The sequence below is a fragment of the Bradyrhizobium sp. T-1 genome (assembly GCF_053592855.1).
This window is the reverse complement of sequence record NZ_CM132115.1, coordinates 2319870-2345791: the sequence shown is the minus strand read 5'-3', so window position 1 is coordinate 2345791 and position 25922 is coordinate 2319870. Positions and strand designations below refer to the sequence as shown.

22 protein-coding genes are annotated in these 25922 nt (G+C 65.1%); 8 read left to right on the top strand and 14 right to left on the bottom strand.

The window, feature by feature from the left end; all coding sequences use genetic code 11:
• Nucleotides 1–99 precede the first annotated feature (99 nt).
• The 3 genes from ACWAT4_RS11245 to ACWAT4_RS11235 form a co-directional block, all read right to left on the bottom strand.
• On the bottom strand, nt 100–378 hold the full coding sequence (locus ACWAT4_RS11245) for a hypothetical protein (protein ID WP_349630135.1): 279 nt from the start codon (nt 376–378) through the stop codon (nt 100–102).
• A gap of 26 nt (nt 379–404) precedes the next feature.
• Complete coding sequence (locus tag ACWAT4_RS11240) at nt 405–599, bottom strand: hypothetical protein (protein ID WP_449730544.1); 195 nt, start codon at nt 597–599, stop codon at nt 405–407.
• Nucleotides 600–704: 105 nt separating this feature from the next.
• Entirely contained in the window at nt 705–1544 is an 840-nt protein-coding gene (locus tag ACWAT4_RS11235) for a DUF3313 domain-containing protein (RefSeq protein ID WP_449730543.1), read from the bottom strand.
• 188 nt (nt 1545–1732) lie between these two features.
• Between ACWAT4_RS11235 and ACWAT4_RS11230 the strand changes: the two genes are divergently transcribed.
• The 5 genes from ACWAT4_RS11230 to ACWAT4_RS11210 all read left to right on the top strand — a co-directional run bounded on the left by ACWAT4_RS11230 (nt 1733) and on the right by ACWAT4_RS11210 (nt 5258).
• Nucleotides 1733–2395 (top strand): TetR/AcrR family transcriptional regulator, encoded by a 663-nt coding sequence (locus ACWAT4_RS11230; RefSeq protein WP_212298841.1) that lies wholly within the window; start codon nt 1733–1735, stop codon nt 2393–2395.
• A 206-nt stretch (nt 2396–2601) separates the two neighbouring features.
• Nucleotides 2602–2883, top strand: a complete 282-nt coding sequence (locus tag ACWAT4_RS11225) for a hypothetical protein (protein WP_212425412.1) — start codon at nt 2602–2604, stop codon at nt 2881–2883.
• Nucleotides 2884–3035: 152 nt separating this feature from the next.
• Nucleotides 3036–4139, top strand: a complete 1104-nt coding sequence (gene cax / locus ACWAT4_RS11220; RefSeq protein ID WP_449731193.1) for a calcium/proton exchanger — start codon at nt 3036–3038, stop codon at nt 4137–4139.
• Nucleotides 4140–4341: 202 nt separating this feature from the next.
• Nucleotides 4342–4839: a GNAT family N-acetyltransferase gene (locus ACWAT4_RS11215; protein WP_449730542.1), complete on the top strand. Its 498-nt coding sequence runs from the start codon at nt 4342–4344 to the stop codon at nt 4837–4839.
• A 188-nt stretch (nt 4840–5027) separates the two neighbouring features.
• Nucleotides 5028–5258 (top strand): hypothetical protein, encoded by a 231-nt coding sequence (locus ACWAT4_RS11210; protein WP_212298845.1) that lies wholly within the window; start codon nt 5028–5030, stop codon nt 5256–5258.
• 196 nt (nt 5259–5454) lie between these two features.
• Here the strand turns inward: ACWAT4_RS11210 and ACWAT4_RS11205 are convergent, their stop codons facing one another.
• Complete coding sequence (locus ACWAT4_RS11205; protein ID WP_212425408.1) at nt 5455–5826, bottom strand: cupin domain-containing protein; 372 nt, start codon at nt 5824–5826, stop codon at nt 5455–5457.
• A 147-nt stretch (nt 5827–5973) separates the two neighbouring features.
• On the opposite strand from ACWAT4_RS11205, the gene ACWAT4_RS11200 reads away from it, so the two are divergent.
• Nucleotides 5974–6336 (top strand): hypothetical protein, encoded by a 363-nt coding sequence (locus ACWAT4_RS11200; protein ID WP_212299193.1) that lies wholly within the window; start codon nt 5974–5976, stop codon nt 6334–6336.
• A gap of 70 nt (nt 6337–6406) precedes the next feature.
• Here ACWAT4_RS11200 and ACWAT4_RS11195 read toward each other — a convergent pair whose 3' ends face one another.
• Both ACWAT4_RS11195 and ACWAT4_RS11190 read right to left on the bottom strand, forming a co-directional pair.
• A complete protein-coding gene (locus ACWAT4_RS11195; protein ID WP_249148955.1) occupies nt 6407–6955 on the bottom strand; it encodes a sterol desaturase family protein in 549 nt (182 codons plus the stop codon).
• Nucleotides 6934–10317 carry an AAA family ATPase gene (locus ACWAT4_RS11190; protein ID WP_212444702.1) on the bottom strand — a complete coding sequence of 1128 codons (3384 nt, stop codon included), beginning with the start codon at nt 10315–10317 and terminating at the stop codon, nt 6934–6936. Before ACWAT4_RS11190 ends, ACWAT4_RS11195 begins: the two co-directional genes overlap by 22 nt.
• Before the next feature lie 160 nt (nt 10318–10477).
• On the opposite strand from ACWAT4_RS11190, the gene ACWAT4_RS11185 reads away from it, so the two are divergent.
• Nucleotides 10478–11317 carry a class I SAM-dependent methyltransferase gene (locus ACWAT4_RS11185; RefSeq protein WP_449730541.1) on the top strand — a complete coding sequence of 280 codons (840 nt, stop codon included), beginning with the start codon at nt 10478–10480 and terminating at the stop codon, nt 11315–11317.
• A 9-nt stretch (nt 11318–11326) separates the two neighbouring features.
• Here ACWAT4_RS11185 and ACWAT4_RS11180 read toward each other — a convergent pair whose 3' ends face one another.
• The 5 genes from ACWAT4_RS11180 to ACWAT4_RS11160 form a co-directional block, all read right to left on the bottom strand.
• Nucleotides 11327–12946, bottom strand: a complete 1620-nt coding sequence (locus tag ACWAT4_RS11180) for a di-heme-cytochrome C peroxidase (protein ID WP_212444704.1) — start codon at nt 12944–12946, stop codon at nt 11327–11329.
• A gap of 506 nt (nt 12947–13452) precedes the next feature.
• Nucleotides 13453–13698 carry a hypothetical protein gene (locus ACWAT4_RS11175; protein WP_212298849.1) on the bottom strand — a complete coding sequence of 82 codons (246 nt, stop codon included), beginning with the start codon at nt 13696–13698 and terminating at the stop codon, nt 13453–13455.
• Nucleotides 13699–13723: 25 nt separating this feature from the next.
• Nucleotides 13724–14848, bottom strand: a complete 1125-nt coding sequence (locus tag ACWAT4_RS11170) for a DUF2336 domain-containing protein (protein ID WP_212444706.1) — start codon at nt 14846–14848, stop codon at nt 13724–13726.
• A gap of 364 nt (nt 14849–15212) precedes the next feature.
• Nucleotides 15213–18836 carry an AsmA family protein gene (locus tag ACWAT4_RS11165; protein WP_449730540.1) on the bottom strand — a complete coding sequence of 1208 codons (3624 nt, stop codon included), beginning with the start codon at nt 18834–18836 and terminating at the stop codon, nt 15213–15215.
• Between the two features lie 144 nt (nt 18837–18980).
• Nucleotides 18981–20210, bottom strand: coding sequence for a cytochrome P450 (locus tag ACWAT4_RS11160; protein ID WP_449730539.1), 1230 nt, complete (start codon nt 20208–20210; stop codon nt 18981–18983).
• 131 nt (nt 20211–20341) lie between these two features.
• On the opposite strand from ACWAT4_RS11160, the gene ACWAT4_RS11155 reads away from it, so the two are divergent.
• Entirely contained in the window at nt 20342–20962 is a 621-nt protein-coding gene (locus ACWAT4_RS11155; RefSeq protein ID WP_212298853.1) for a TetR/AcrR family transcriptional regulator, read from the top strand.
• A 50-nt stretch (nt 20963–21012) separates the two neighbouring features.
• Here ACWAT4_RS11155 and ACWAT4_RS11150 read toward each other — a convergent pair whose 3' ends face one another.
• The 3 genes from ACWAT4_RS11150 to ACWAT4_RS11140 form a co-directional block, all read right to left on the bottom strand.
• Complete coding sequence (locus tag ACWAT4_RS11150; protein ID WP_449730538.1) at nt 21013–21708, bottom strand: alpha/beta fold hydrolase; 696 nt, start codon at nt 21706–21708, stop codon at nt 21013–21015.
• 106 nt (nt 21709–21814) lie between these two features.
• The gene (locus tag ACWAT4_RS11145) at nt 21815–24400 is read right to left on the bottom strand and encodes an EAL domain-containing protein (protein ID WP_449730537.1); all 2586 of its coding nucleotides are present in this window, start codon (nt 24398–24400) and stop codon (nt 21815–21817) included.
• A 148-nt stretch (nt 24401–24548) separates the two neighbouring features.
• Nucleotides 24549–25850, bottom strand: coding sequence for an MFS transporter (locus ACWAT4_RS11140; RefSeq protein WP_449730536.1), 1302 nt, complete (start codon nt 25848–25850; stop codon nt 24549–24551).
• Nucleotides 25851–25922: the final 72 nt, after the last annotated feature.

Genomic DNA, 25922 nt, shown 5'->3' with positions numbered 1-25922 from the left:
GGCCGCGATGGTCTGACGCTATAGACCGCAGGGAATTGCCCGCCCCCGGCGAGCCGGTCCCGATCGGCTTGCCGCTTTCGAAATCGTCGAAGCACGCTGCTATTTCGGCTTGGCGCTGACGCGCTGCGCCTGGCGTTGCGCCGCGATCAATTCCGCCTTGATCCTGTCCTGCTCCCGGGCAGGGATCAAAGGCTCGTCGCGCTGAGGCGGCAGATCATGGACTGGAAGATAATCATGCGCGGTGCTCCAGCCGGGCTGCCGTTGCGCGGCGTTGATGTCAGTGACATCGTCCCGGGCAAGTGTTGCACATCCGCCGAGCACCGACAGCACGAGCAGGAGGGCATGGCGCACCAACAAGGCGCGGAACTGGATACGCACGATGACGCAACCCGATTGTTGTGACGTCAGACCTCAGCAAAGAACAGCAGGTACAGGCAGCCCAGAACGGTCGGCAGGAACGCCAGCGCGATCCAGATCCAGAAGTCGGCGTCAAAGACCGCCTCTGCCGTACCGCTGTCGTGACTCGCGGGCAGTTGCGGGCGCCGCCAGGCGGCATCGGCCACGAAGAGAGGACGCCGGGGATCGTTTCCCATGCTCATGTCCTTTCGCCCTTCAGCCGGGGAAAAGCGATGCCATCGACAGAACGATGAGCGTGGTGAGGATGCGCCCGAGAGTCGCAAGCAGGATGGTCAGAAGAAAACGCTTCATCGTGAGGCCGTTGGTCCTTCGTTGGCTGGCGTCGGCTGTGGCTGCGCGCCGGAGTCGGTCCATGACGGCGGCATGCCAAGCTGCTGACCGACGAAACCGGTCACGCCCGGAAATCTGCCGAACTGCTCGCAGGCGACGTATTTTGGCGCACCGCCGAAACGTGGTCCCACGCTCTCGACCGGAGGCAGTGGCGGCAAGCCTCCGAAAGGAGACTCACCCGTCAGCACGAGCTTGGAAAAATCCGCGCCAAAGTCCGACGCCAGGTCGTAGGCGTCGCCCTCGTTCGCGATCCGCGGCGAATTGGTGATCGAGTTGGCGCCGCGCGCCCAGACCATCGCCGCCTTCTGGAAGCCCGCGAAGTCCCGTGCCTCGGCCTCGACGGACAAGCTGCCGAGACCGACCGGCAATCGCGGCACCGGCACGGGCACGCCGGGCAACGCCACGGTCTTCGCGACCGCGGCAGCTTTCGAGGCCCCTGCCGCCGTCTCGCTGGTCGGCGTCGCATGCGTCACGGTGGCCTGTATCGTGAAATCCGCATCGTCATCGCTCGCGACGATGCGAAACTTCTCACTCAGCCTGAGACAGAGCTCACGGCTGATCGCATTCGCAACCAGAGCCCGCTCCTTCTCGCTGAGAGGCGACCCGGCCCGCGCCGGAAACGTGGCTGGAGCGATCCGAACGGTCTTTGCCGCGAGCAGGTCCTTCTTGCTCGCCCGGATCTGCGCCTTGGTGATCAGGCCATTGGCCTCCGACAGGCGGTCATAGCTTCGAAGTGAGCCCGCGCGATCCAGCGGAGCTGCCGCGCAGCCCGCGAGCGCTAGGGCAAGCGACGTCATCGTGGCCACGTCCGCCCGGCAGAAACGCGAAGAGAAACGCAGCACAGGAACTCGCAACAATTAATAGACTTATCTCTCTAATAATGGATCCGGACGATCTATCAAGAATAATAGAGTTATCTCTCTATTTTTGACGCTGCCGGCGGTCGAATTGTGGTAGGCGAGTGTCAGAGTTGGAGACCCCGATCGTGCGAAAAGTGGACCCCGTCAAACACGAACAGAAGCGCCGGGACATCCTCGACGCGGCGTTTCGTTGCTTCATCAAGGACGGTTTTCACGGGGCGAGCACGACGGACATCTGCGCCGCGGCGAAGATCAGCCCGGGGCATCTCTATCACTACTTTCCGAGCAAGGAGGCGATCGTCGAGGCGATGGTCGACATGGGCCTGGAGAGTGCCGCGAGGGAGTTTGGAAAGATATCGGCAGCGCCCGACTTCATCGAGGCCCTGATCGACTATCTCGAACGTGGCAGCCTGCGCCATCGCACGGCCCAGGTCCTCAGTCTTGATGCACTGGCGGAGGCTGCCCGAAACCCGCAATTCGCCGGCATTGTCGAGAAGCACGCCAGGGTGTCGCGAAATCTGCTGGTCGATTTCATCGGCACGGCGCAGCGCCAGGGGCAGATCGATCCGGACCTGGACCCGGCTGCCACCGCCAATATTCTGCTCGCCGTCATCGACGGCGCGCGTGCGATGCCGATCCGCACGCCGACATTGGACATCGAGCAGAGCCTGGCCCATCTGCGAACCCTGCTGTCGCGCTTCCTGAAGCCGCCGCGGGAAATGTCCGCCCATATTCGACGCGTCACTCGCAGAACGAATGCGCCGCTCAACGCCAGCCGGAAGAAATAGGCGGCGACAATGGGACCAACACGGAGCGACGATCTGTTCCGACGGATTGGTTCAGCACCGACAGATTGACCGCCGAGCGACTGAGCGGGTTCGGTTTCACCGCCAGCCGTGCGATCGATCCAAAAGTTCGGTGCATTGATTTCGATCAATGGTGGGGCCCATCGGCATGCCACTTTTTCTCGTCGTCCTGCAAAGGGAGGGAGCCGATGACCAGACATGCCAAGCTGATTGGACTGTTTCTAACTGCCGCGGTGTTCACGGCAGCGCCCCTGTCGTTCCGCTACTCGCCGGCGGAGGTGCTCGCCGTGTCCGTTGACACCGCCGACGCCCGCGTCGGGCGCCCGCTCACGCCCGGGAGCGTTGCAGGCGTCAACCGCAGGGTCCATCGGCGCGCTTACTACGGTGCAGCAGCGGCGGGAGCTGCAGCCTACGGTGCCTATGGCTATCGCCGGACTTGTGGATACTACCCCTATCCACCCTGCTATTGAGACATGCGCGAGGCTCGTCGGATCGACGAGCCTCGCTGTTCATGCCCACCATCTGGTTGCGCTCGCCGACTTCCTGCACCATTCCGCGGGGCGCGCAAGCCGTTGCGCTGGATCAATACCGGACGTCGAGGTCTAACCGCAAAGGCCGGACCATGAATGCGCTGCTCAAGGAGATCCGGCACAGCCCGCTTCTGTGGATGCTCATCTTCGTGCCGGTGGTGATCGGGCTCGCGCACATCAAGCCGGACGCACATACGCTGCTGTTCGTGCTCGCCGTGATTGCGATCGTGCCGCTCGCGAGCCTGCTCAGCCACGCAACGGAGGCCGTGGCCGAGAAAACCGGCGATGCAGTCGGCGGGTTATTGAATGCCACGCTTGGCAATCTCACGGAGCTCATCATCGCCATTGCCGCATTGCAGGCCGGTCAATACATGCTGGTCAAAGCCTCGATCGCGGGTGCGATCGTGACCAACTCGCTCTTCATGCTGGGCGCATCGCTGTTTCTGGGCGGATTGAGGCATCGCGTACAGGAGTACAACCGGGCGGGCGGCAGGCTCCAATCCGCGTTACTGCTCATGGCCACGATTGCCCTGTTGTCCCCGTCCGCCGTGGCAGACCTCAACTTTCCCGGACACGAGGCAACGGTGCGGCGCTTGAGCGTCGCATTGGCGGTCCTGCTGATTGCCGCTTACGGTCTCAGCCTGCTGTTCTCGCTGAAGACGCACAAGGATCTGTTTGCGAGCGGCGACCATGGCGAGGCAGGCGGCCCGGTGCTGCCGGTTGCGGTGGCCGTTCCGACCCTGGGGGTGGTCACCGTACTGGTTGCGCTCGTAAGCGAGATCTTCGTCGAGTCGGTGCAGAAGGCCGCCGAAACGCTCGGCATGACCCCGGCATTCGTCGGATTCATCGTCGTTGCCCTGGTCGGCGCAGCGGCCGAGATGACCGTGGCGTTTTCCGCGGCACGCCGCAACCGGCTCGACATGAGCGTGAGCATCGCGCTCGGAAGCGCAAGCCAGATCGCTTTGTTCGTCGCACCCGTTCTCGTGCTGCTAAGCTACCTCGTTGGGCCACAACCCATGGACCTTCAATTCTGGCCGGGAGCGGTGACCATGGTGATGATCGCCGCCGTAGTGGCGTGCTTCATCACCAATGGCGGACGATCGGCTTGGTTCATCGGCGCGCTCCTGCTCTGCATCTACGCGATCTTCGCAACGACGCTCTACATGGTCCCGCCCGGCTCGCACGGCCCGATCTAGGCGATGGGCGGCTTCCTGGCCTCATTGCGAGGAGCTCTCGGGACAGAGCAATTCAGATCACCTTCGCAGAACAGCCCGGATTGCTTCGCTACGCCCGCAACGACGGAGTGCAGGACGCGAGCCGGTTGACCTACCGGGCAAAACTGACATCATCGCCCTCAACGACATCATATCGCGACCGGCTCGCCAGGCGACACTCTGCATGGATCACTTCAGCACCGTACGATTGACCGCCGAACGGCTGCACGACAATCACCTCGCCGACCTCGTCGCGCTCCACCTCGATCCCGAGGTATCCCGCTATCTCGGCGGGGTGCGTCCGGCGGAGGTCACGAAGACCTATCTCACCGTCAACATCGCGCATTGGGACCAGCACGGTTTTGGACTCTGGGTATTGCGGACCAACGACGGCGCGTTCGCCGGGCGCGCGGGCATCAGGCACATTCCGGTGGATGGCATCGACGAGATCGAGATCGCCTACACGTTCAAGCGCGAACTCTGGGGCCGGGGATTTGCGAGCGAGATCGCGACCGCGCTGACCGAGATCGGGCTATCGCAGCTGAGATTGCCGTCCCTCATCGGGTTGGTGGCTGTCGGGCACGGGGCGTCCCGCCGCGTGCTGGAGAAATCGAACTACGTCCTCGAGAAGAGCACGACGCATCACGGCTCAGACGTCGTGATCTACCGTATCAGGCGGTGAACGCGCCTCCTTGATTGCCCTGCGATCCCGCATGTTCCGATCCGTACGGGATGCAACATATTTTGCCTCTCTCGCCGTAGCGAACATGGAAACCTGAACAGGCGTTCAAGAAAGTTTCTTGCAGGTTCCTGCAACAGCCCGCGGGGGCGGAAGTTGTCTCGCAGACGAAGCAGAAGGAGGAGGAACAGATGAAAAAGCTGACTTACGCTCTTGCAGCGGTAGCGGCGCTTGCAATCGGTGCCCCCACCATCGCCAACGCGGCCGGCTTCGGCGTCTATGTCGGCGGCGACCGCGACGATTACGGTCCGCGTGCCCGCATCTACCAGCACGACCGCGGCTGGCATCATGGCTGGTATCACCACGATCGCGACTACGACCGCGGTGTCGTGATCCGTCGCCATACCTGGGACGACGATTAGTTCGTGCCAGCGCAGTGGAACAAGGAGGCCTCGCTTCGGCGGGGCCTTTTTGTATCTGCTGTCGTATCAGTTCACGGGATGAGCATGAGCGGCTTGTCGGCCGCAGCTCGGAAGCGAAACCTATCGACGACTGCCGAGACGATGATGGGTTACTACAGGCTACAGACTATAGCTCCACCCGGACGGGCTGGCCGCCTCACGGCTCCAATGTGTAGGAATGCCCGGGTTCAAGCACGTAGATGGTGAGGAAGCGGAGCGGATGCTCCGGGTCGCAATTGCGAAAGTGCGTATGCACAAGATCCGCCCGGTCCTGCAACGTCTCACCCGCCCGGTATTGCCGCGGCTCGTCGCTGCCATAGGCGGACTCGGCAACGCCCTCGACGATGTAGATCGCGCCGGCAACGGGATGGCGGTGAAGCGGCGCGACGCCGCCGGGCGGATAGGTGACCTCGACGACCATGAGCTCCTGATTCGTGCCGGGCAATGGCAGACGTTCGAGAACCTTGCGTGTGACGCCGGCAAAGCCGGATTGTTGCGCGCGTGCCTGACCGTCGGTTCGTTCAACCATGGGGTGCCCTTCTTCTTCGAGCAAGACTTCTGTATCTCTGCCATGTAGCCCTCGTCCGGCCATACCGCCATGTTGGAGCCGAATTGCAAAATACGTCCCACTCGAATTTGAATGGCTTTCGCGCCATCGACTGTCTATGGTCGGTGCATGTCACGCCTTCTATGTCTATTTGTTGCTGTCATTCTGTCGCTGCTGCCGGTCACTGCACCGGCTGAGCCAATGCACAAAAGGCCCAAGCAAAGCTGGCACGGCTACGGTTTTCTTCCGGGCTATCGTCAGCCGCTGAGCAACAGTCAGCCGCTCTATGCGCAGAAGAACGGGTTCCGACGTTATGCGCGCGAAAACCAGCGCCCCTGGTATATCGATCCCGTGCCGGCCTATTACCGCTACATTGACGGCGAATGGCGCTATTTCGGACGGCCCGGCTTCGGCGGCTCCCGCTACAATGGCGGCAGCTTCGGTCCGTGCTGGACGCGCACGCCGATCGGCGCGATCTGGAATTGCGGCTGATCTCTTCACCTCTCCCTTCGGGAGAGGTGAACCCAGGCCTCCGCTGACTGCGCCTCAATCAGTAGCGCGATCATTCGGAACAATACGTTCCGAAGACGCGATCCCACATGCTGGTGACCACGCCGAAATTGCACGGCCTCTTGCCGTAGTGATGGCGCGTGTGCCGGCGCTTCAGGCGCCAGAGATAGCCGCCGCGCTTCAGGCGATGATGGTGAATGACGTGGTGGAGCGCGCCGAAATAGATGTAGCCCAACATGAGCCCCGCCGTAACGGTGCAGGCGCTGCCGAACCCGACCAATAGCCAGACCGGCAGCAGCGATCCCAGACAGATCGAGCCCAGGCTCAGCCACAGCGGCGACCCCACCAGCGCGCGCGGATCGGAATGGTGCATGTCGTGCAGGGCGGCGAGATAGGCCGGACCATGCAGGGCGAAACGGTGAATGACGTATTCGGCGAGGCTCCAGAGCAGCAGCCCACACGCAAAGCCGATCGCGGCTTCGTCCCAGCGCAGCGGCTCCTTCAGCAGCAATGCGACCGCGACCAGCGCAGCGCTTGCCAGGGGATAGAACACGAAATCGGCAAAGTACAAGAATGTTTTCAATCGCATGGGTTTGCGCATGGGCCTGTCCTGCTGGACCGCTCCATAGCCGCCCTTGCTTCGAATATCTCCGGCAATGCCTGTGCGTCGGCGAACATGCCGACCACCGGGCTGAGCACGCTCAGCGCCTGCGCATCCGTTCCGCTCGCCTGATACAATCTGGCAAGCGAGAGCGCGGCGCGCAGCTCGTAGGTCGCAGCCCGTTGCGCCCGCGCGGTCTCGATGGCCTGGATGAAGGCCGTCTCCGCGGCGACGATATCGATGGGATCCTTGCGCAGCAGCAGTTCGCCGCGCCAGCGCTGGATCTCCGGCGTGAACCACTCCTGTCCGGTCCGCTCCACCGCGACGAGCTGCTCGTCGAGGATCGCGAGCGCCTCGTCGAACTGCCCCTCGCCCGCCTTTGCTTCCGCCAGCAGCGTCCAGGTCAAGGGCACGTAGAGCCCGGTCGCCATCTTGCCGACCAGCGGCAGCGCGATGGAATCCTCCATCTCCTGCAGCCCGGCCGCCCGGTCGCCAAGACGACAGCGGATCCACCCGTTCCAGAATTTGCCTGCGCGCGTGTAGAGCAGAAGGCCGTGCTCGCGACTGAGCTCGATCACGGCATCGACATGCGGCCTGGCGCTTTCAGGATTGCCGCGCACCGCTTCGAGCACGATCTTGTGGAAATGCGCGTAGACCATCGTCGCGATATGGCCGCTGTCGGCGGCACGGCGGATCGCCTCCTGCGCCAGCTGCTCGGCACGATCGACTTCGCCGAGCGGCCACAGCACCAGCGCAAGGTAGATCGCCGCCGCGATACCGTAGTCGTGGCCGTACAGGAACGCGAGATTGCGATCGTGCTCGTCGCGGTAGATGGTGAGCGCCTGCTCCAGGTGCTGCTTGGCGTCGGCGAAATTGCCCTCGAACCAGCGGGTCATGCCGCAGACCCGATGGGCAATCCCCGCCTCCGGCGCGTCGGGCCGGTCGGCGGTATCGTGCAGGAACGCCTGCGCGAGCTCCTGCATCGATTCCAACTCGCTGCGAACCAGGCTGCCGACCCACAGACCGTAAGTGGCGGCGAACCGCTCCGGCGCGCCCTTGAGCCCGGAGGCGAGCTCACGCGCGCGGGCGAAGGCGACCGACGTCTCCGGCGCGCCGTAGCCGCGCGTCGCGATCAGCGCGTTGCCATAAGCGATCTGCAATTGCAGCCGGCGGCTCTGCCCCGCCGGACTCTCGCTCAACCCTTCCGCCAGGCCGATCGCCTTGGTCAGGTGCGCGATCGCCTCCGGATAGGCCGAGCTGCGCAAGGACCGGTCTCCCGCCTTGCCCCACCACTCGACGGCGTCCTCGACGAGACCTGCCTGCGTGAAGTGGTGGGCTGCGATTTCGGGCGCCGTCGCGGCAGCCTCCGGAAATTTCTCCTGGAGCACGGTGGCGATCCGCTCGTGCAGTCGTCGCCGGCTGCTCTTGAGCAGGCTCTCATAGGCGGTGTCCTGCACCAGCGCGTGCTTGAACGTATAGACGCTCTCGGGCGCGGACCTGTTGCGGAAGATCAGTTCGGCGCTTTCGAGCTGGGCGAGCCGGGCATCGAGCTCGGCATCGTCCTTGTCGGCGATGGCGCGCAGCAGCAGGTCGGAGAATTCGCGGCCGATGACGGCGCAAACCTGCGCGACCTCCTTCGCCGGTCCGAGCCGGTCGAGCCGCGCCATCAGCGAATCCTGCAGCGTCGTCGGGATCGACAGGCGCGGCAGGCTTCCGGCGATCCTGTAGCGGCCGCCCGCTCCCTTTTCGAGGACGCCCATCTCCAGCATCGTGCGCGTCAGCTCCTCGACGAAGAGCGGGATGCCGTCGGTCCGCGTCGCGATCTGCGTGACCAGCTCGGACGGGACCGCACGGCTTCCGATCACCTCCGCGATCAGGCGCTGGACGTCGGTCTCCTTGAGTCGTCCGAGCTCCAGCGTCGTCAGGTTCGCCGGGCCCATCCACGGCAGCGTGAATTCGTTGCGGAACGTCAGGACGAGCAGGAGGCGAAGCTGGTCGGCCAGCCTGACCGCGAGCCCGAGCAGTTCGAGCGAGGTCGCATCCGCCCAGTGCAGATCCTCGACGATGCAGACCACGGGCGCCTCGGCGCTGAGGCGCTGCAAGCGCTGGATCAGCGCCGCCAGCGTGTTGCGGCGCAGCTGCTGCGGCGTCCAGTCGAGCGGCGGATAGCGTCCATCGGTCGCGATCGACAAGAGATCCGCAAACAGCGGCACCAGCGTCGGCGTCTTCAGATCGCTGCGCCCCAGCAGCGCTTGCAGCTTGCGCAGCCGCTTTGGGTTGCTGTCGCCGGCGCTGATCTTCGCCGCCCGCTGGAGCTGCGTGATCACAGGATAGAGCGCGCTGGCGCGATGATGCGGCGAGCACTGATAGCGCAAGCGGATGTGCGGCTCCGCGCCGATCCGCTCGTTGAGGAAGTGCTCCGCAAGCCGCGACTTGCCGATGCCGGGCTCGCCGGAGATCAGCACGACCTGGCCGTGGCCGCGCCAGGCCCGCTGCTTGCACTCGGCCAGCCGCTCGAGCTCATGCTCGCGGCCGACGAAGCCGGCAAGGCCCGCGGAGCGATAGGCTTCGAAGCGGCTCGCGAGCGGCGACGGGCGGTCCACCGCCCAGACCTCGACCGGCTCGGCAAATCCCTTGATCGCGCGGGTGCCGAGCTCGCGCAGCTGGAATAGATTGCCGAGCAGCCGGCGCGTCGAGGCCGCGATGATGACCGAGCCTGGTTCGGCGAAGGTCTGCATTCGCGCCGCGAGGTTCGGCGTTTCGCCGATCACCTCGAGCCGGCTGGACGCGCCCTTTGCAATGAGATCACCGACGACGACGAGCCCGGTGGCGATCCCGATGCGGACCTCCAGCCGCAGGCCCGGCTGGATGTCGATGGCCTGGACGGCGGCGGTGATCTCGAGCCCGGCGCGGACCGCGCGCTCGGCATCGTCCTCATGCGCGGACGGGTAACCGAAATACGACAGGATGCCGTCGCCCACCAATCGCGAGACGATGCCGTCATAGCTCGCGATGACCGCGGTCGCGGCCTCGCGATAGGCTTGCAGGATTTCGCGCATCTCCTCGGGATCGAACTGCTGCGACAGCGCGGTCGAGCCGACGAGATCGCAGAACATGATCGTGAGCTGGCGACGCTCGGCACCCGCATCGATCGTCGGTGCGAGCAGACGTGCCTTAGGAACGTCGAGCTCTGCGATCGAACGCAACAGCCTGCGCCGGTGCCCCAGCACGACGCCCATGGTCGCGAGATCGCGATCCGTAATCTCGGAAAGGATGTCGAAATCAATGCCGTGGTCGGAAAAGGACTTCAGGTATTGAGGGAGGCCGACCTTCTCCAACCAGGCAGCAACCTGCCCAGTCATCACGCGGGGTCCAGCATTATTGTACTAAACCTAAAGTATATCCCCCCTCGGAATGAAGTCAATCGTGGCAGGCAAGCGTCGCCATTGTTGACGCATCCAAAGCGCTGGCCCATGCTTCATGGTGGAAGCGTTCCCCATTTTCGCGTGAGAGTATTCATCCGTGAAGCAGGATCCGTATCCGACAGCGGCAAACCCGATACATCAGGCCGTCGTAAAACTGTTTTATTCGCGCGCCGCGCGCCACCTTTTCACCAACGCCTGGTATTCCCTGCTCAGCAACCTCGACAGGGACGCCGCGATCCGGTTCCTCAACTACGGCTATGCCGCGCTGAACGGCGAGCAGGTCGCGCTGCAGGCCGCCGACGAGCCCGATCGCTATGCGATCCAGCTCTACCATCACGTGGCGTCGGGGGCTGCGATCGAAGGCAAGGATGTGCTTGAGGTCGGGTGCGGTCGCGGCGGCGGCGCGTCCTACATCGCACGCTATCTCCACCCGAAGAGCTACACCGGGCTCGACATCTGCAAGCCGGCGATCCGGTTCAGCAAGGCGCGTTATGCCGATCAGGGCAACCTCACCTTCCGCGTCGGCGATGCGCTCAGCCTGCCGTTCGCGGACGCGAGCTTCGATGTCGTGGTCAACGTCGAGAGCGCGCAGCATTATGGCGACATGGGACGCTTTCTGGCGGAGGTCCACCGCGTGCTCAGGCCGGGTGGCGCGTTCCTGATGGCCTGTTTCGAAGACCGGTCGAAGGACGTGTATCCGCGCGAGGCTCTCGCCCAGTCGCGCCTGCGCCTCGTCCACGAGGACGACATCACCGCCAATGTGGCGCGCGCGCTGGAGCTCGACGGGGCGCGGCGAACGGCGCTGGCGGACGAGATCGTGCCACGGATGCTGCTCGGCGTATCGCACGAATTCGCGGGCATTCCGGGCACGCAGCTGCACGCCTCCTTTGCCAACGGCACCTGCCCCTATTACTGCTTCACCTGCCGCAAGGACTGAAGCGGCCGCTCAAAGCGTCTTGAGATATTCGATCAGCGCCTTGCGGTCGTCGTCGGTCATATCGGTTCCGTAAGCATGCCCGGCATTCGAGTTGCCGCGCATGGTGGTGTCGAATTTGAACGCGCCGGGAGTCTCGCTAGCCATCGCATATCCGACGTTGACCGGATCGAACTCCCAATTGCCGACAAAGAATGTCTTGGGCCGCTGCTCCGGCGGAAGCAGGAGATCATGGAGCGACGGAACGGAGCCGTTGTGCAGATAGGGCGCCATCGCCCAGACGCCATTGAGGGGCCTTGCACGGTACTTGAGCTCTCCGCGGTACTCGTTGGGACGTCCGCAATTGATCGCCGCCGCAGCCGCCGCGTTGTCCTTGGATTTGGCGATCCATTGATCGGCGATGTTGCCCGTGACGATCCGTGCGGCCTCGTAGTTGGCAATATCGTCCGCTCCGCCGACCTTCGACAGCGTGACCCTGCGTTCAGCGAACGTGGTCGCCTGCGCAGGATCGGTGCCGATCTCCTTGAGATCGTACGTCCGGACCTGAATCTCGTCACAGGCTCCGGGAGCTGCTGCCGCGGGAGCGGGATCGTGGCAGTTCGCGCAAGCCTTTGCGTACAGCGACGCGCCGACTGCAGCCAGCTTCGGATCGGGCGCATTGAAGAACTTGTCCGGCCAACGCGGCGAGCGTAGGTCCATCAGCGCCCGCTGTCCCCAGATCACGTTATCCATCTCGACTGCATGCGTCACCTGGTTCGTGATCATCGTGGCGTCATGCTTGATCGGCGCCTGGACGCCGAGCGCCTCGATCAGGTTGCGCGTCAACGGCTGGCGGATCGAGGCGTTGTACAGCACCCAGCTGAACCGCGGCGTGTCCCACAGCGGCGGATATCTCACCGGCGCCGTCCGCGGCGCATAGTTCCTGGCGTCATTTATCGGGTAGGCAAGCAACTGGTTCAGCCCTTCCCCGTGCGCGTCCAATCTGCCGGCCCCCGCAGGCGTCTCGGGGTTCTGCGGATCCGGCGGAAACGATGGGAGTGCAGCAAAGCATCCCAACGCCGTTCCCACTTCGGGGAGCGGATGCTGCACACGCGCTACAAAGCGCGCGAGTGCTTGCTGGTCGGTTTTGAGCGTTTGGAGCGCGCCGAAGAGCTGGGCGGTCAGGCCAGCGATGTCGATATGGGACGGCCCGCCCTCGAGGCGGATCTGCTGGCCGCGATAGCTCACCTGCCCGGTGTGACAGCCCGCGCAGCCCAATCCGAGCCAATTGCCCTTCCAGCACTTGTGCTTGCCATCGGGGAAATCGACCTGCGTCTTGTAAAGTCCGACAGGAAGCCCGTCCGGGTTGCCGGTCGGATCCGCAGGATCAGCGAGGAAGCCGAGCCGCTGCAAATTCGCGGGCGCACTGATCAGTTCGGTTTGCCCGGGCTGCTGGCCCGGCTGCTCGAGCCCGAGAAACCATTCATACGGGAAGATCGCCGTCCCCTGCGAGATGAAGTGCCAGCGCTTTGCAGTCTCCGGGCTCCAGCCCTGCGGATAGCCTGACGGCGCCTTGTCTTCCGCCGCCGCGAGAATGAGAACGCCGAGAAGGGCCCCGATGGCAAGCAATGATACGCGCACAGTAAATTTCATATTCGGCTCCAATTGCTATGAAGCGCTCGAATTCGGACTTCCAGCCGGCCACTTCCAGCCGGCCCATGTGCCGCGATCAATCAGCGCGGCCTCGCCGCCCGGCACCGGCAAACAATGACGTCAATACGTTGGCTGCGCAGGCAATCAGCAATCACACAGCCCTGATGCAGCTGCGCCCTGCACCGGAAGCCCTCATCTTCAAGCAAATGACAACGGCGGCCCGCGAAGGGTCGCGTCCCCAGCGCCTGCAGAATAACCCACAAGCATGTCCGTCCGCGTGAAACAGATCACAACGAAGGCACGCCGCTCGCAGCCGCTCCAGACCCTTTGCCTGCCGGCGCCTCGCGGCGTCTGCAAGTGGAGGCTACATCATGCCATAAATTATCGCAAAGGTAGAAATGAGGTCTGTGCTTCGCCGTTTTGGCGAGCTGTAACAAGGTCGGTGGTATCCGGACCCCGCGAATGCCGGTCCCATGGCGGCCGGAATAGGCATCAAGCTCCGAAGCTTAGCGGAAATAGCCCAGCACCAGATCGGTATCCGCGCTGCCCGCAACAGTGCCGTTCAGCTCGGCATCGATGACGCGGCGGCAGGCTTCGATCGCGGCGTGGTCGCCGAGATCGTTGGCGGCTTCCAGCACGAGCCATGCGGCGTCGACCGTCGCCTTCTCCGGAGCCGCGCCGCCGGTCTCGGCGACGAGGGTCTTGGTAAGGCTCTTGCTCTTGCGAACTGCGGTGCCGAATTGAGGCAACATTGCAAATACTCCCTCGATTTCCCGCTCAGTGAACCTGGAGCTCAGGCTGACGACCCGTCGCGGGATCGGTGCCGGCGCTGTTCTTGCGCGACTGGTAGAATTTCAGAATGCTGCGTGAGGTCTCGATCTTGAGCCGGCCGAAGTCGCGCTCGTTGTCGTGAAGCTCGCGCGCCGTGATCAGGTGATCCTTGGCGCCGAGGAACAGCAGCGACATCGTGGTGTCCCAGGAGAAGTCGAGCGCCTTGCACAGCACCAGGATCATCTCGCGATTGCGGTCCATCAGCGCCCGCTCGATCACGTCGACCGGGAGCGACGACAGCAGCGACAGGCCGATCTGCACCTCGTCGAAACGGTGCTGGCGCGCGTAGTTCGAGATCGAGACCTGGTTGAGGTTGCCCTGCCGGTACTGCGTCGTCACCACGCGCTTGGCGACGAAATAGCTGCGCGAGGACGGGCCGAATTTCGACTGCAGATCGCCGGTGACCTCGGTCACCGAGCTCTGGATCTGCGACATCATCTCGGGGCGCTCGGTCTCGAGCCGGCGGCGGACGTCTTCCGACGCCTTGGAGATCAGCTGCTGGAAGATATGGCGCGGCACGTCCTTGCGTAGGCCGAGCTGCTCGGCGAGGATCGAATCTCCCTCGGCGCGGCGGACCATGTGCAGCAGGCCCGAACCGGAGAAGCGCGCGCCCTCGTTCTTGGCGACCGAGGTGACAACCTCCTGGTTACCACGCTTGACGAGCACGTCGGTCACGGCCTCGCCGATCGCATCACGCTGGGAGATCGCGAGCAGGTGCGCCTGGCCCTTGGTCATCGCGCTCTCGACCAGCACCTTTTCGTTGATCCGGTTCGAATCGCGCAGCACGGGACCCGCGACCTCGATCTCGTCGTCCAGAGCGAGCTTCTCGATGACGTTGAGCGGAGCATGATCGCAGCCCGCCATCAGCTCGGAGAGCTGCGTCCGCGCGGCGACTTCGATCTCGTCGGCGAGCCTGCCGATGACCTCGCCGAACATGCTGATCTCGTCGTCGACGTAGCGGCCGGTGATCAGGAGATCAGTCGCATGCCACAACGCCTTCGCGCGGCTCTCGTCCGTACCACGCGCGATTGCGTCGTCCAGATCCTGTAGAAGCGTTTTCGCCCCGTCCATCTCGATAACCCCAGTTCTTGGTCGTTTCTTCGGCGATCCATCCTGCTTGTGCGGGCAGGATTCCGAATTCCTCTGGGAGCAACGCTAGCGATCAAACGCGAGAATCCAGTAAAATCTGCAGTTCAGTTTTGCCGACGAAAATTCATTCAAATGCGAGCGAATGTGGTTACCAGCACGTAACGCGAAAGTGCGCTCCCTCTCCCGCTTGCGGGAGAGGGTTGGGGAGAGGGTGTCACCGCCCCGGGACTGTTGAGGGCTGCGGAAAAAATCCCTGCGTGGTGAGAACCCTCACCCGCCGCGCTCTGCGAGCGCGTCGGCCTCTCCCGCAAGCGGGAGAGGCGGCGCAAGCCCGCGCACACCGGCCCTAAGGATTCTGCGGCGTCAGGACCAGCGGCGGTTTCGGCCGGGGCTTTGCGGGGGGCGGGCCCGGGGCGGGCCGCACGTCGATCGGCGGCGGCAGGGGCGCGACCTGCTGGCTTGCGAGCGGCGGGCTCGGCGCGGCGGGCGCGGCAAGCGGCGCCTTCGGCGTCGGCGCGGCCTTTGGTTCAAGCCTGACCTTCGGCGGCGCGCGGCGCGGATCGCGGCCGGGCATCGGCACGTCGGTCAGCGCCGGCGCGGGCTCGGGCTCGGGCGAAACCAGCGTCGGCAGCGCAGCGGTCGCCGGCGGCGGCTCGCCGCGCTCGATGGCGTCCAGCCGGCGCGTCTCGCGATCGATCGTGCGCACCGCAAGCCACGACGACAGCGGCGTGAGATCGACGGTGCGGCTGAGCTTGTCGGGTGGACCTGCTGCAAACAGCTGGATCTCCGGCGGCGCGCCGGAGAGGCCCGTCATGATCGGCGTCAGGCTGGCGCGAATGTCGGCCTGATCGGCGGGAATGTCGTAACCGCCGGAGACGATGGCGCGGGCGTTCTTCGCTTCGAGCGGGGTTGCGCCGACACGCAGGCGGCCGTCGCGGATCGTGAACGGGATCTGCGCCGAGGCAACCGTGATGGGGGCCGCAGACAATGCGGGCTCGACCAGCTGACGCAGCCGGTTGTCGTCGCTCACTTGCCCGCCATCGCTGGCGCGAATGGCGATCTCGAAGGCGCGCGGATTGAGGCCGACGATCTCAGCCGAGTCCAGCGTCACCGTGCCGTTGCCGGCGAGCGCGCCGGTGAGCGCCGAGACGCTGCGGCCCTGGCTCGTCAGCGTCATCTGCACCGAGGCGCGTCCCTTCGGCAGCGCGAGATCGCGGTAACGCAGCGACGCCGCATCGACATTGGTAAGATCGAGATGCGCGCTCAGTGCGAGACCGTTGGCGCCATTGCGCGCATCAAGGCTTGCGGTCATCTCCCCACCACCCAGGGCGCCCTTGAGGCCATCGAACGCGAGCGATTGGCCGTCGCTCCTGAGCATGCCGCTGAACGGACGCAGCTCGATTCCGCCAGGCAGACTGCCGCGCAAGGCCTGGAACGCGATACGGCCGCGCCAGCCGCTGACGAGACCCGCACTTAACGGCTCGCCGCTGTCGCGCCCGGCGGCGCCAACGGCAAGCGCGAGCGCCGGCGCCAGATCGAGCGAATCCAGCCCGACTTCGCCGTCGACGCTCTTCTCCTGACCCAGCGTCATAGCGAGATGGCCGCGCAGATGCGAACCGGAGGCGGTGCTGTCGAGATCGTCGAAGGTCAGGCGATTGCCGGCAAGCGTGAGACGGGAGGACAGGCTCACATTCTGCGCCGATTTGTCGGTCCCGAACAGCGGCGCCAGATTGGCGTTGCGCACGCGCAGATTCACGCTGCCTTTCGGCTCCGGCGCCGACAAGTCGACGCTGCCTTGCGCATCCGCATCGAGCCCGCCGCCACTGAGCTTCGCGTTCAGTTGCAAGGGACGGCGCCACGCGCCGCTCAGCTTGCCCTCGATCTGCGAGGCGCCCTCGCCTGCGGTGACCATGCGATCGAGGCCGAGCAACGCCGTGAGCGAAGCGGCCTGCGGCGATGACACTCTTGACTCCAGCGTGAAGTCGCTGGCGCGCAGACGGTCGATGTCGATGCCGTTGACGGCGGCCACCGGCATCTGCGCGGCCAGCGTCGCATTGGCCTTGAGCTGCGGCGCATCGAGGTCGAGCATGGCGCGCGCGTCGCTGCGGTCGGCATGTTCGGCATTCTTGTCGAGGCTGAGGTTGAGCGTCAGGCGCGTCGCGCCAGGTAACGCCGGAAGAGCATCGAAGCGCGCGCGCACCGCAGGTGCGATCGGCTCGAGCAGCGCCGTGACATCGCGCAGCGAATTGGCCGAGGATTTCAGCGCGAGCTTGCCGGTGGCCTTGGTGCGATCAAAGCTGCCGCTCGCCTCCGTCGTGACGCCGCTTGACTGGCCGAACCGCAACTGCTCCAGCGACAGCGAGGTCGGACCGTATCCGAGCTTGGCCGCGAACGGCCGCAGCTCCTGTCCCGCCGAAATCGCGCGGCCGATGTCGAGCGAGAGTTTCGTTTCCTCCGGCCATTCACCCTGCGGTCCCGCGAGCGCGCGGACAAAGCTGGCGGCGGCATCGAGGTCGAGACGGTCGGCCTTGAGGTCGGCATCGATCCGCGAGCCTTTGCTGGCGCCTGTTTGCACGAAGGCGATGCGGCCCTCGACCGCGCCGCCTTCGATGTCGGCTTTCAATTTGTCGATGGCGAGATGGTTGGCGGCGATCGTGACGTCGCCGGCAAGGCGCAGCGGCCGCGTGCTGCGGCGGTTGACCTCGTTGCGGCCCTGCAGCCAGGCCACCAGCGTATCGGGATCGGACGACTCGACGCTGAGCCGGCCGCTGAAGCTGTCGGCGCCGGGCGTGGCGCCTTTGAGCGAGAGCTGCGTCATGCCGGGGGCGCGCAGCTCGAGCCGCTGGAAGGTCCAGGACCGGCCGTCGGTCTGCAGCTCGGTCGTGATGTTCTGGAGCGGACGTCCGCCCAGCATGATCTGGTCGGAGTTGAATTCGATCTGTGCCGGGATCGGCGCCTGCGGGATCGCGGCGAGGCCCGCGCGCAGGGCCGGCAAAATGCGCAGCGGCTCGGCATCGTCACGGCCCGCGAGCTTGTCGGCATCGACCTGCCGCGCCGACAGTACCGCGCGCAGTAGCGGCGAAGCACCAAACCTGAGATCGCCGACGCCGCCGACCTTGAGCGTGGTGTCTTCCGCGCCAAAGCTCGCATCGATCTGGTCGAACTTGGCGCCGGCCGGGTCGGCCTTGAGTTTTGCGGTGAGCTTCCACGGCGACGGTCCCGCCTCACCCGGCTTCTTCGTTGGCGGCACGGCGAGCGTCAGCGCGCCGTCGAATTTCGGCAGGCGGTTGTCGAAGGCAAGGACGCCTTCGAGATCGACCAGGATCGCGCGCTCGCCGGGATCGATGTTGAGGTGCAGACGGGTCGCGCTGCCGTCGGGGCTCGGACCGGAGGAGATGCGGAACGGATAGCGGGTGCCGGCGGCGGTGAAATTGCCGTCGCCCCGAACCGAGCCTGCGAGCGAGCGGACGTCGCCGGAGAAGACGATGTCGTTGAGCTCCAGCGTCGAGCGGCTGGCAGCGTCGTGCAGCGCGATGCGGCCGGTGAGGTTCAGCCGCTCGATGGCGAGCGATGCCAGATTGAAGGTGCCGCTCGCGGTAGACGGCAGGTCGACCTTGCCCCTCGCGTCGAGGCCGAGATCCACCGCCATGCCGCCGACCGAAAGCTCGGTGGCCCGCCATTCGCCGCGCATCAGCGAGCCCAGGCTGAACTCGACGTCGAGCTTGTCGGCGCGCAGCCGGCCAAGATCGTTGTTACCGCCGAACGTGACCGAGCGCAGCCGCAGCGTCGGCGCCGGCAAGAGCCGCGCATCGAGCTCGCCCGCCACGCGCACCGGTACACCGATGATCCGGGTCGCCTCCGCCTCGAACTGGGGCCGAAACTGGTTCCAGTCGACGAAATATGGCCCGATCAGCGCGGCCAGCAGCGCCAAGATAAAGGCAATCGCCAATCCGAGCAGCGTCGTCTGCACGGGTCTCCCCTCGGCCAAGCCGGCACCCGGGTCAAACCCAAGCTGACAAACCAAGCTTCAGGCGCGCCGGAACTGCCCCTTATATAAGGGTAAGTGTGGCGAAGTCACAGCGACTGTTGCGCGCGGAGGTTAACGTACCCGGCCTCACCAACTGGCCGGCAGCCGCTTCAAGCCACGCAGCACGAAGGTCGGCCGCCATTCGGGGTTCTCGACGTCGTCGATCCGCAAGTCAGGCAGCCGCCGCAACAGCGTGGCGATGGCGATCTCGGCCTCGATGCGCGCCAATTGGGCCCCCAGGCAGAAGTGGATGCCGCCGCCGAACGACAGTGGCTTGACGTTGGGCCTGGCGATGTCCAGCCGCTCAGGGTGATCGGGATAGACCGCGGGGTCGCGGTTGGCCGAGCCGAGCAGGCACAGCACGGTCTCGCCCTTGGGGATCCTCTTGCCGCCGAGATCTTCGATGTCCTCCAGCGTGACGCGCCCGGTCATCTGCACCGAGGAATCGTAGCGCAGGAATTCCTCGATCGCGTTGACCATCAGCTCCGGCTTCGCCTTGAGCAGAGCTAGCTGGTCCGGGTTTCGATGGAGCGCCAACAGGCCGTTGCCGATCAGATTGACAGTGGTCTCGTGACCGGCGCCGAACAGCAGGATGATGTTGGCGGTCAGTTCCTCGTTGGTGAGCTTGTTGCCGTCTTCCTCGGCCTGCACGAGCTGGGTGGTGAGATCGTCGCCGGGACTGCGGCGGCGCAGTTCGAACAGCTGCTGGAAGTACATCTGCGCCATCATGTTGGCGGCGTTGCCCTTCGCGATCTCCTCGGGCGTCATCGGCACCGGATCAAGCAGCCGCCCACCGTCGCGCGAGCTCTTGTAGAAGACCTCGCGATGATCCTCGGGGATGCCCAGCATCTCGCAGATGACGGTGACAGGCAGGCGAAAGGCGAAATCCTCGATCAGGTCCATGTGGCCACGCTCGATCACGGCATCGATCGCCTGATCGACGATCTCCTGGATGCGCGGCCGCATGTCCTCGACGCGGCGGGCAGTGAAGGCCTTCACGACCAGACCGCGCAGGCGGGTGTGGTCGGGCGGATCGGCCTGCAGCATCCAGTGGCCCATGCTGCGGAACACCGGCTCGTTCATGATCTCGGGGCCATAGCGGCGCGTCGTGCGCTCGACAAAATCCTTGCCGAAACGCTTGTCGCGCATCACGAGGCTGACATCGGCATGACGGCTGGCGACGAACTGGCCGAACGGCGTGATGTGGATTGGATCGATCGTGCGCAGCCGGTCGTAATGCGGATAGGGATTGCGGATGAAGTCCGGCGCCAGCGGATTGAACAGAGGATCGCCCGCGGGTTGCACTTGCTCGTTCATGGTGACCTCACGTCGGTTGCCGCATGACACGATACGCCGATTGCTATCCCGGAGCCCGGCGTAACCATCCCTGTGAATTATCAACTCGATACATTGTTGTATCGAATTGCATTCTGCCCTAACCTGGCCCGATGTCAAGGGTGAGAACCAGGCCGACCAGGGACGACACGCGCGACAAGCTGTTCGAGGCCGCCGCGCGCGTGTTCGAGCGGGACGGCATCGGCGGCGCCAGCATCGAGGCTATCGCGGCGGAGGCGGGCTTCACCCGAGGCGCGTTCTATTCGAACTTCAAGAGCAAGGACGAATTGATCTTCGCCATGCTCGAGGACCACGTCGAGCAATCGATCCGGCGCAACATGGAGATCCTCGCGCAGCACGACAATCTCGACGATTTCATCGCGGCACTGAAGGCGATGGATCGCGGCCGGCAGGATCCCCTCACCCGCTCGCCGCTGCTGCATATCGAGATGATCCTGTTCGTCGCGCGCGCCGAGAAGCGCCGGCCCGAGCTCGCCAAGCGCCTGCGCGCGCGGCGCAAGCTGATCGCCGACATCGTCGAGGCGACGTTGAAGGACAAAGCGAATGGCGAGAGGCTGAATCCACCCTGGATGGCCTCGGTCGTCCTCGCGCTGGAAGACGGCTTCCGCCTGCACCGCCTGATCGACCCGGAGACGACGCCGGCCGACAGCTTCTTGCGCGCGATCACGGATTTGCGGCGCAGGACGGGATTGGCGTCGGACTCCAGCTCATGACAAGAGAAAGGCCGCCTTGCGAGCGGCCTCCTCTGCGCGTCCGCTTACGGTCAGCCTTTTTGAACGGCGGCCGCGGCCTTGCGGATCACGTCGATCACGATATCGGGCTGGGAGAGCATCGGCACGTGGCTGCTCGTCACCTCGGTGACAACAGCGCCCATGCGCTTCGAGACCCAGCGTTGCAGGTCGGGATGCACGGTGTGGTCCTGCGTGGCCAGAACGTACCAGCTCGGCTTCGACCGCCACGCGACCTTGTCCGCACTGAGCTTCTGCTGCAGGAACAGATCGGCGACGGGCGCGTAATGGGTGGCCCAGACCAGCTTCCGCTCTGCCTCTGCGAGGTCACCGCAGAAGAACTCCGTGCCGTTCGGAAGCATCCAGGCACGCCCATCCGCGACCTCGACGCGCGAGAAAATATCCGACGGATATCTGTTGAGCTGGTCCTGCACGGTCTCGCCGGCATCCGGCGCGACCGCCGCGATGTAGACAAGGCCAACTACGCGCTCGTCGGTGCCCGCGCCGGTGATGGTGGCGCCGCCATAGGAGTGACCGACGAGCAGGACCGGGCTGCCGACACGGTTGAGCGTGCGCTTCACCGTCGCCAGGTCTTCTTCGTAGGAATCCAGACCATATTGAACGGCGATCACCTCGTGCCCATCAGCCTGCAATGCCGGAATGACCTTGCTGAAGCACGAGCCGTCGGCCCAGATGCCGTGACAGAAAACAATCGCTGGTTTCGCGGGCATTTGCGCTCCTTTTCACCTGGAGGGCGCAGTATGGGCGAGAAAGGGATTACGTCTTTCGCGTTAGCACGATTGAAGGCGTCAGAACTTCTTCACAAGTCGGGCTTGCCTACGCCGACCGTTTCACCGCGGCCGTGCTCACCGGCCTGACATCGAGCCGCCCCAGCATCGCCCTCGCCTGTTCGGCGCAATGCTCGATCAGCCAGCGCTCGAAGGCGACCGGCGCGAGCGCCGGAGCATAGAGGAAGCCCTGCACGACGTCGCAGCCGAGCTCGGCCAGTATCTTGCGCTGGCCTTCGGTCTCGACGCCCTCGGCAACGACGGTCATGCCGAGGCCCTGGCCGACGCGCACCACGGCGGTGGCGATCGCGAGCGCACCCGCATCCTTGTCGATGTCGCGCATGAAGCTGCGGTCGATCTTCAGCTCGCGGATCGGCAGATGCGCGAGCCGGCTGAGGCTGGAATAGCCAGTGCCGAAATCGTCGACCGAAAGCCCGACGCCGAGTTCGCGGATCGCATGCATCGTCTCCAGCGCGGCCGCACCGTCCTGCATGAACGTGCCTTCGGTGATCTCCAGCATCAGCGCGTCCGGCGGCAGCGCGTATTCGGTGAGGACGTCCTTGAGCCGCGCGGCCAGCGCAACGTTGCGGAAATTGAGCGGCGACAGGTTCACCGACACGCTGGGAATGTTGAGCCCGGCACGGCGCCAGCTCGCCATCTGCCGGCAGGCCTCGCGCACCGACCACAAGCCGATCTGCTCGATCAGGCCGCATTCTTCGGCAAGCGGAATGAATTTCGCCGGCGAGACGTCGCCGAGTGCGGCATCGTGCCAGCGCGCCAGCGCCTCGACGCCGTGGATGGCGCCATCGCAGCTGCGGATCTGCGGCTGGTAGAAGAGGCTCAGCGCATTGTCGGCAATGGCGCGGCGGAGTGCCGCGATCATCGCCAGCCGCTGCTCGGTCAGCCCATTCATTTCGGCGCTGAACATGCGATGGGTCGACCGTCCCGCCTGCTTGGCCATGTACATGGCGGCGTCGGCCTGCTGCATCAGCGTGTCAATGTCGGTGGCGTGGTCGGGATAGAGGCTGATGCCGATGCTGGCCGACATCGGCATCAGCTTCGATCCGAGCCGCAAGGGCGCAGCCAGCGCTTCGGTGATTCCGGCCGCGACGCGCTCGGCGCTCTCGGCATTGCGGTGCGGCAGCAAGATGACGAATTCGTCGCCACCAAGCCGGCCCAGCATGTCCTCGGGCCCGATCTGCTCGCGCAGGCGCTGCGCCAGATGGATCAGCAGTTCGTCGCCGGCGGCGTGGCCGAGCGTGTCGTTGACGTCCTTGAAATGGTCGACGTCGAGAAAAGCCAGCGCGACATGGCCGCCGGTCGGACAGGCATCGATCGCGGTCGTGATCAGGTGCCGCAGCTGCGCGCGGTTCGGCAAGCCCGTGAGGATGTCGTGATAGGCGAGCCGCGCGATCTCGGCCCGCGCCTCCTTGCGCTCGATCGCGAAGGCGCCGAGATTGACGCAGGCCTCGACGATGCGCCGGTGCCACTTGCTCGGGGCGCGGGACTCGCGGAAATAGAAGGCGAAGGTGGCGATGACCCGGCCGTCCTTGGCCTTGACCGGGGTCGACCAGCAGGCGCGCAGACCAATCGCAAGCGGCATCGCCTTGTAGGGCTGCCAGCGCGGATCGGTTTCCAGATCCATCGCCAGCACCGGCTCGCCGTAGAAGGCGGCGGTACCGCAGGAGCCGACATTGGGACCGATCGCGATGCCGTCCAGCGCGCGGGAATAGTCCTCAGGCAGGCTCGGGCCGCCGAGCGGATGGACCAGGCCCGCGGCATCGACATGAAGCAGCGAGCAGACGACATCGGGCGCGATCTCCTCGACCCGGCGGCAGAGCCTGTCGGCGATGTCGCTGATCGGAACCTCGTCGGCCAGCGCGCCCATGATGAGCTGCTGGAGCGAGCGCAGCTGCTTGGTCTCGGTGATGTCTTCGAGCAGCGCGAAGATATGCTTGACCCGCCCCTTCTTGTCGCGGAAGGCGTCGAGGCTGGCGCAGACCCAGATCTCCTCGCCGTCCTTGTCGTAGACCAGCACCTCGGCCTCACCGCGGCGGCCGCCGCGCATCAGGCGCTTGATGAGCCGGGCAACCGCCTTGCGATCGGTATGGCAGCCGGCGATGAGCTCGCCCGCGCGGCGCCCTTCGGCCTCGCTGCTGGTGTAGCCGAACAGCGCCGTGAAGGCCGAATTGACGTAGACGATGTTCTGCTCGACGTCGGTGATGATGACCGCGCGGTTGGTCTGGTCGGAGACGGCGTGGAGCAACCCGATCCTGACGCGGCGCTCGGCGTCCGCAGTGACGTCGCGCGCGAATACGATGTGACGGGTCGCGCCGTCGACGGTCGCCGACGACAACGCGATCGCCGCCTTGATCCGGCTGCCGTCGTGCCTCACCAGGCTGATCTCGTCGCGACAATCCGCGACTGGATCGGCCTCGAGGCATTTGAGGGCGAGACTTGCGGCGTCGCGCCCCAGCACGTCGGCGCGCGCGAGCTTCCAGATCCGTTCCGCGCCGGCGTTGAAATGCGTGATGCGATGCGCGTCATCGACAATGACGATGCCGTCGTCGGCGCATTCGAGCGCCGCGCGCAGCACGTCCGGCATTTCGGTCACTGGGGCGTCGGAGGCGGACATCGTTGGACCCGGCAGCATACGGCAATCGGCCCGAAGCTAACGCTTCGATGGTGTCCAAGACGTTCTTGCAACCGGCTCGCGTTCAGCCAAGCCGCGACATGCTTAACAGTCCGCGAAGGATACGAAGGTAATCCGGTGCAGACGGAACCTATTCAGCGCTGGTTCCGGCCCGCAGCCCGTGCAGCCGGCCGGCCACGGCCCGCACCTTGCCGGGCGAGGCCTGCCAGACCGACACGGCCGAGAGGCCACTGACGACGATGGCGAGGGCAAAAGCGAGCGTGTAGTTACCGGCGCGATCGTAGAGCAAGCCGGTCAGCCAGGGGCCGGCCGCACCGCCCGCGAGTGCCGCCAGCATGATCATGCCGAAGATGCTGCCCTGGTGCCGGCCCTGGAAGATCTCGAACACCACTGCGCCCATGATCGAGGTGAGGCCGTAGCCGAGCGCGCCTTGCGTGAGCACCATCAGCCAGACCAGCCAGAACGCGGGTTGGTATTTCAGCGCGATCAGCGCCGCAAAGCAGATCGCAAAGCCGGCGCAGCTGATCGCCCAGACCCACTCCCGCCCGATCCGGTCGGAGACATGACCGAGGAAGATCTGCCCGGGAATGCCGAGCATGCTGACGGACCCGAGCGCCCACACCGCGACGTTCGGGCTGAAACCGATGTCGAGCAGGAATTTGGTTTGATGCACCTGCACGGCGTACCAGATGTACAGGCCGCAGAAATAGCCGAGCGCGATCCACCAGAAGCGCGCGGTCGCAACCGCCCGCTTCAGCGTCCAGTCGGTCGCGGCCCAGACGGGATCGACGATGTTGGAGACCGGCTTTGCAGTGCCCGCGGCCGGCGCAACGTCGCCGTCCGGCTGCAGGCCGATGTCTTCGGGGCGCTTGTGCAGCAGCAGATTGATCGGCGCCAGCACGATCAGGATCATCAGGCCCATCGCGGTACAGGCGGTGCGCCAGCCGGCCTGCTCGATCATGCGCTGCACCCACGGCAGCAGTGTCATTGAACCGATGCCGACGCCGGCGAAGGCGATGCCGATGGCAAAGCCGCGCTTGCGGATGAACCAGTTCGGCAGGAACAGCGATTGGCCGGAATAGCCGAGGCACACCGAACCGGCGCCGACCATGACGCCGATCGTCACGTAGAGGTGCCAGGGCTGGCTGGTGAGCGGCGCCAGCAGCATGCCGCCCGCCATCAGCACCACGCCGAGCTCCATCACCGCGCGCGGTCCTGCCCGATCCATCAGCCGTCCGATCAGCGGGCTGGCGACGCCCGAGGCGACGAAACCGAATGAGAAGGCGCCCGCGGTGACGCCGCGCTCCCAGCCGAATTCGGACAGGATCGGCGGAAAGAACAGCGAGAAGGAGGTGCGCGCATTGACGCCGATGGCCATGGTGACAAACGTCACGGCCACCACGACCCAGCCGTAGAAGAACGGAAGCCGCATTTTTTTGTTTTCATCCCTGGACGATCCTTCGGACCATCTGGGGCCGCGCGGGTCAAGCCATTTTCGCGGATG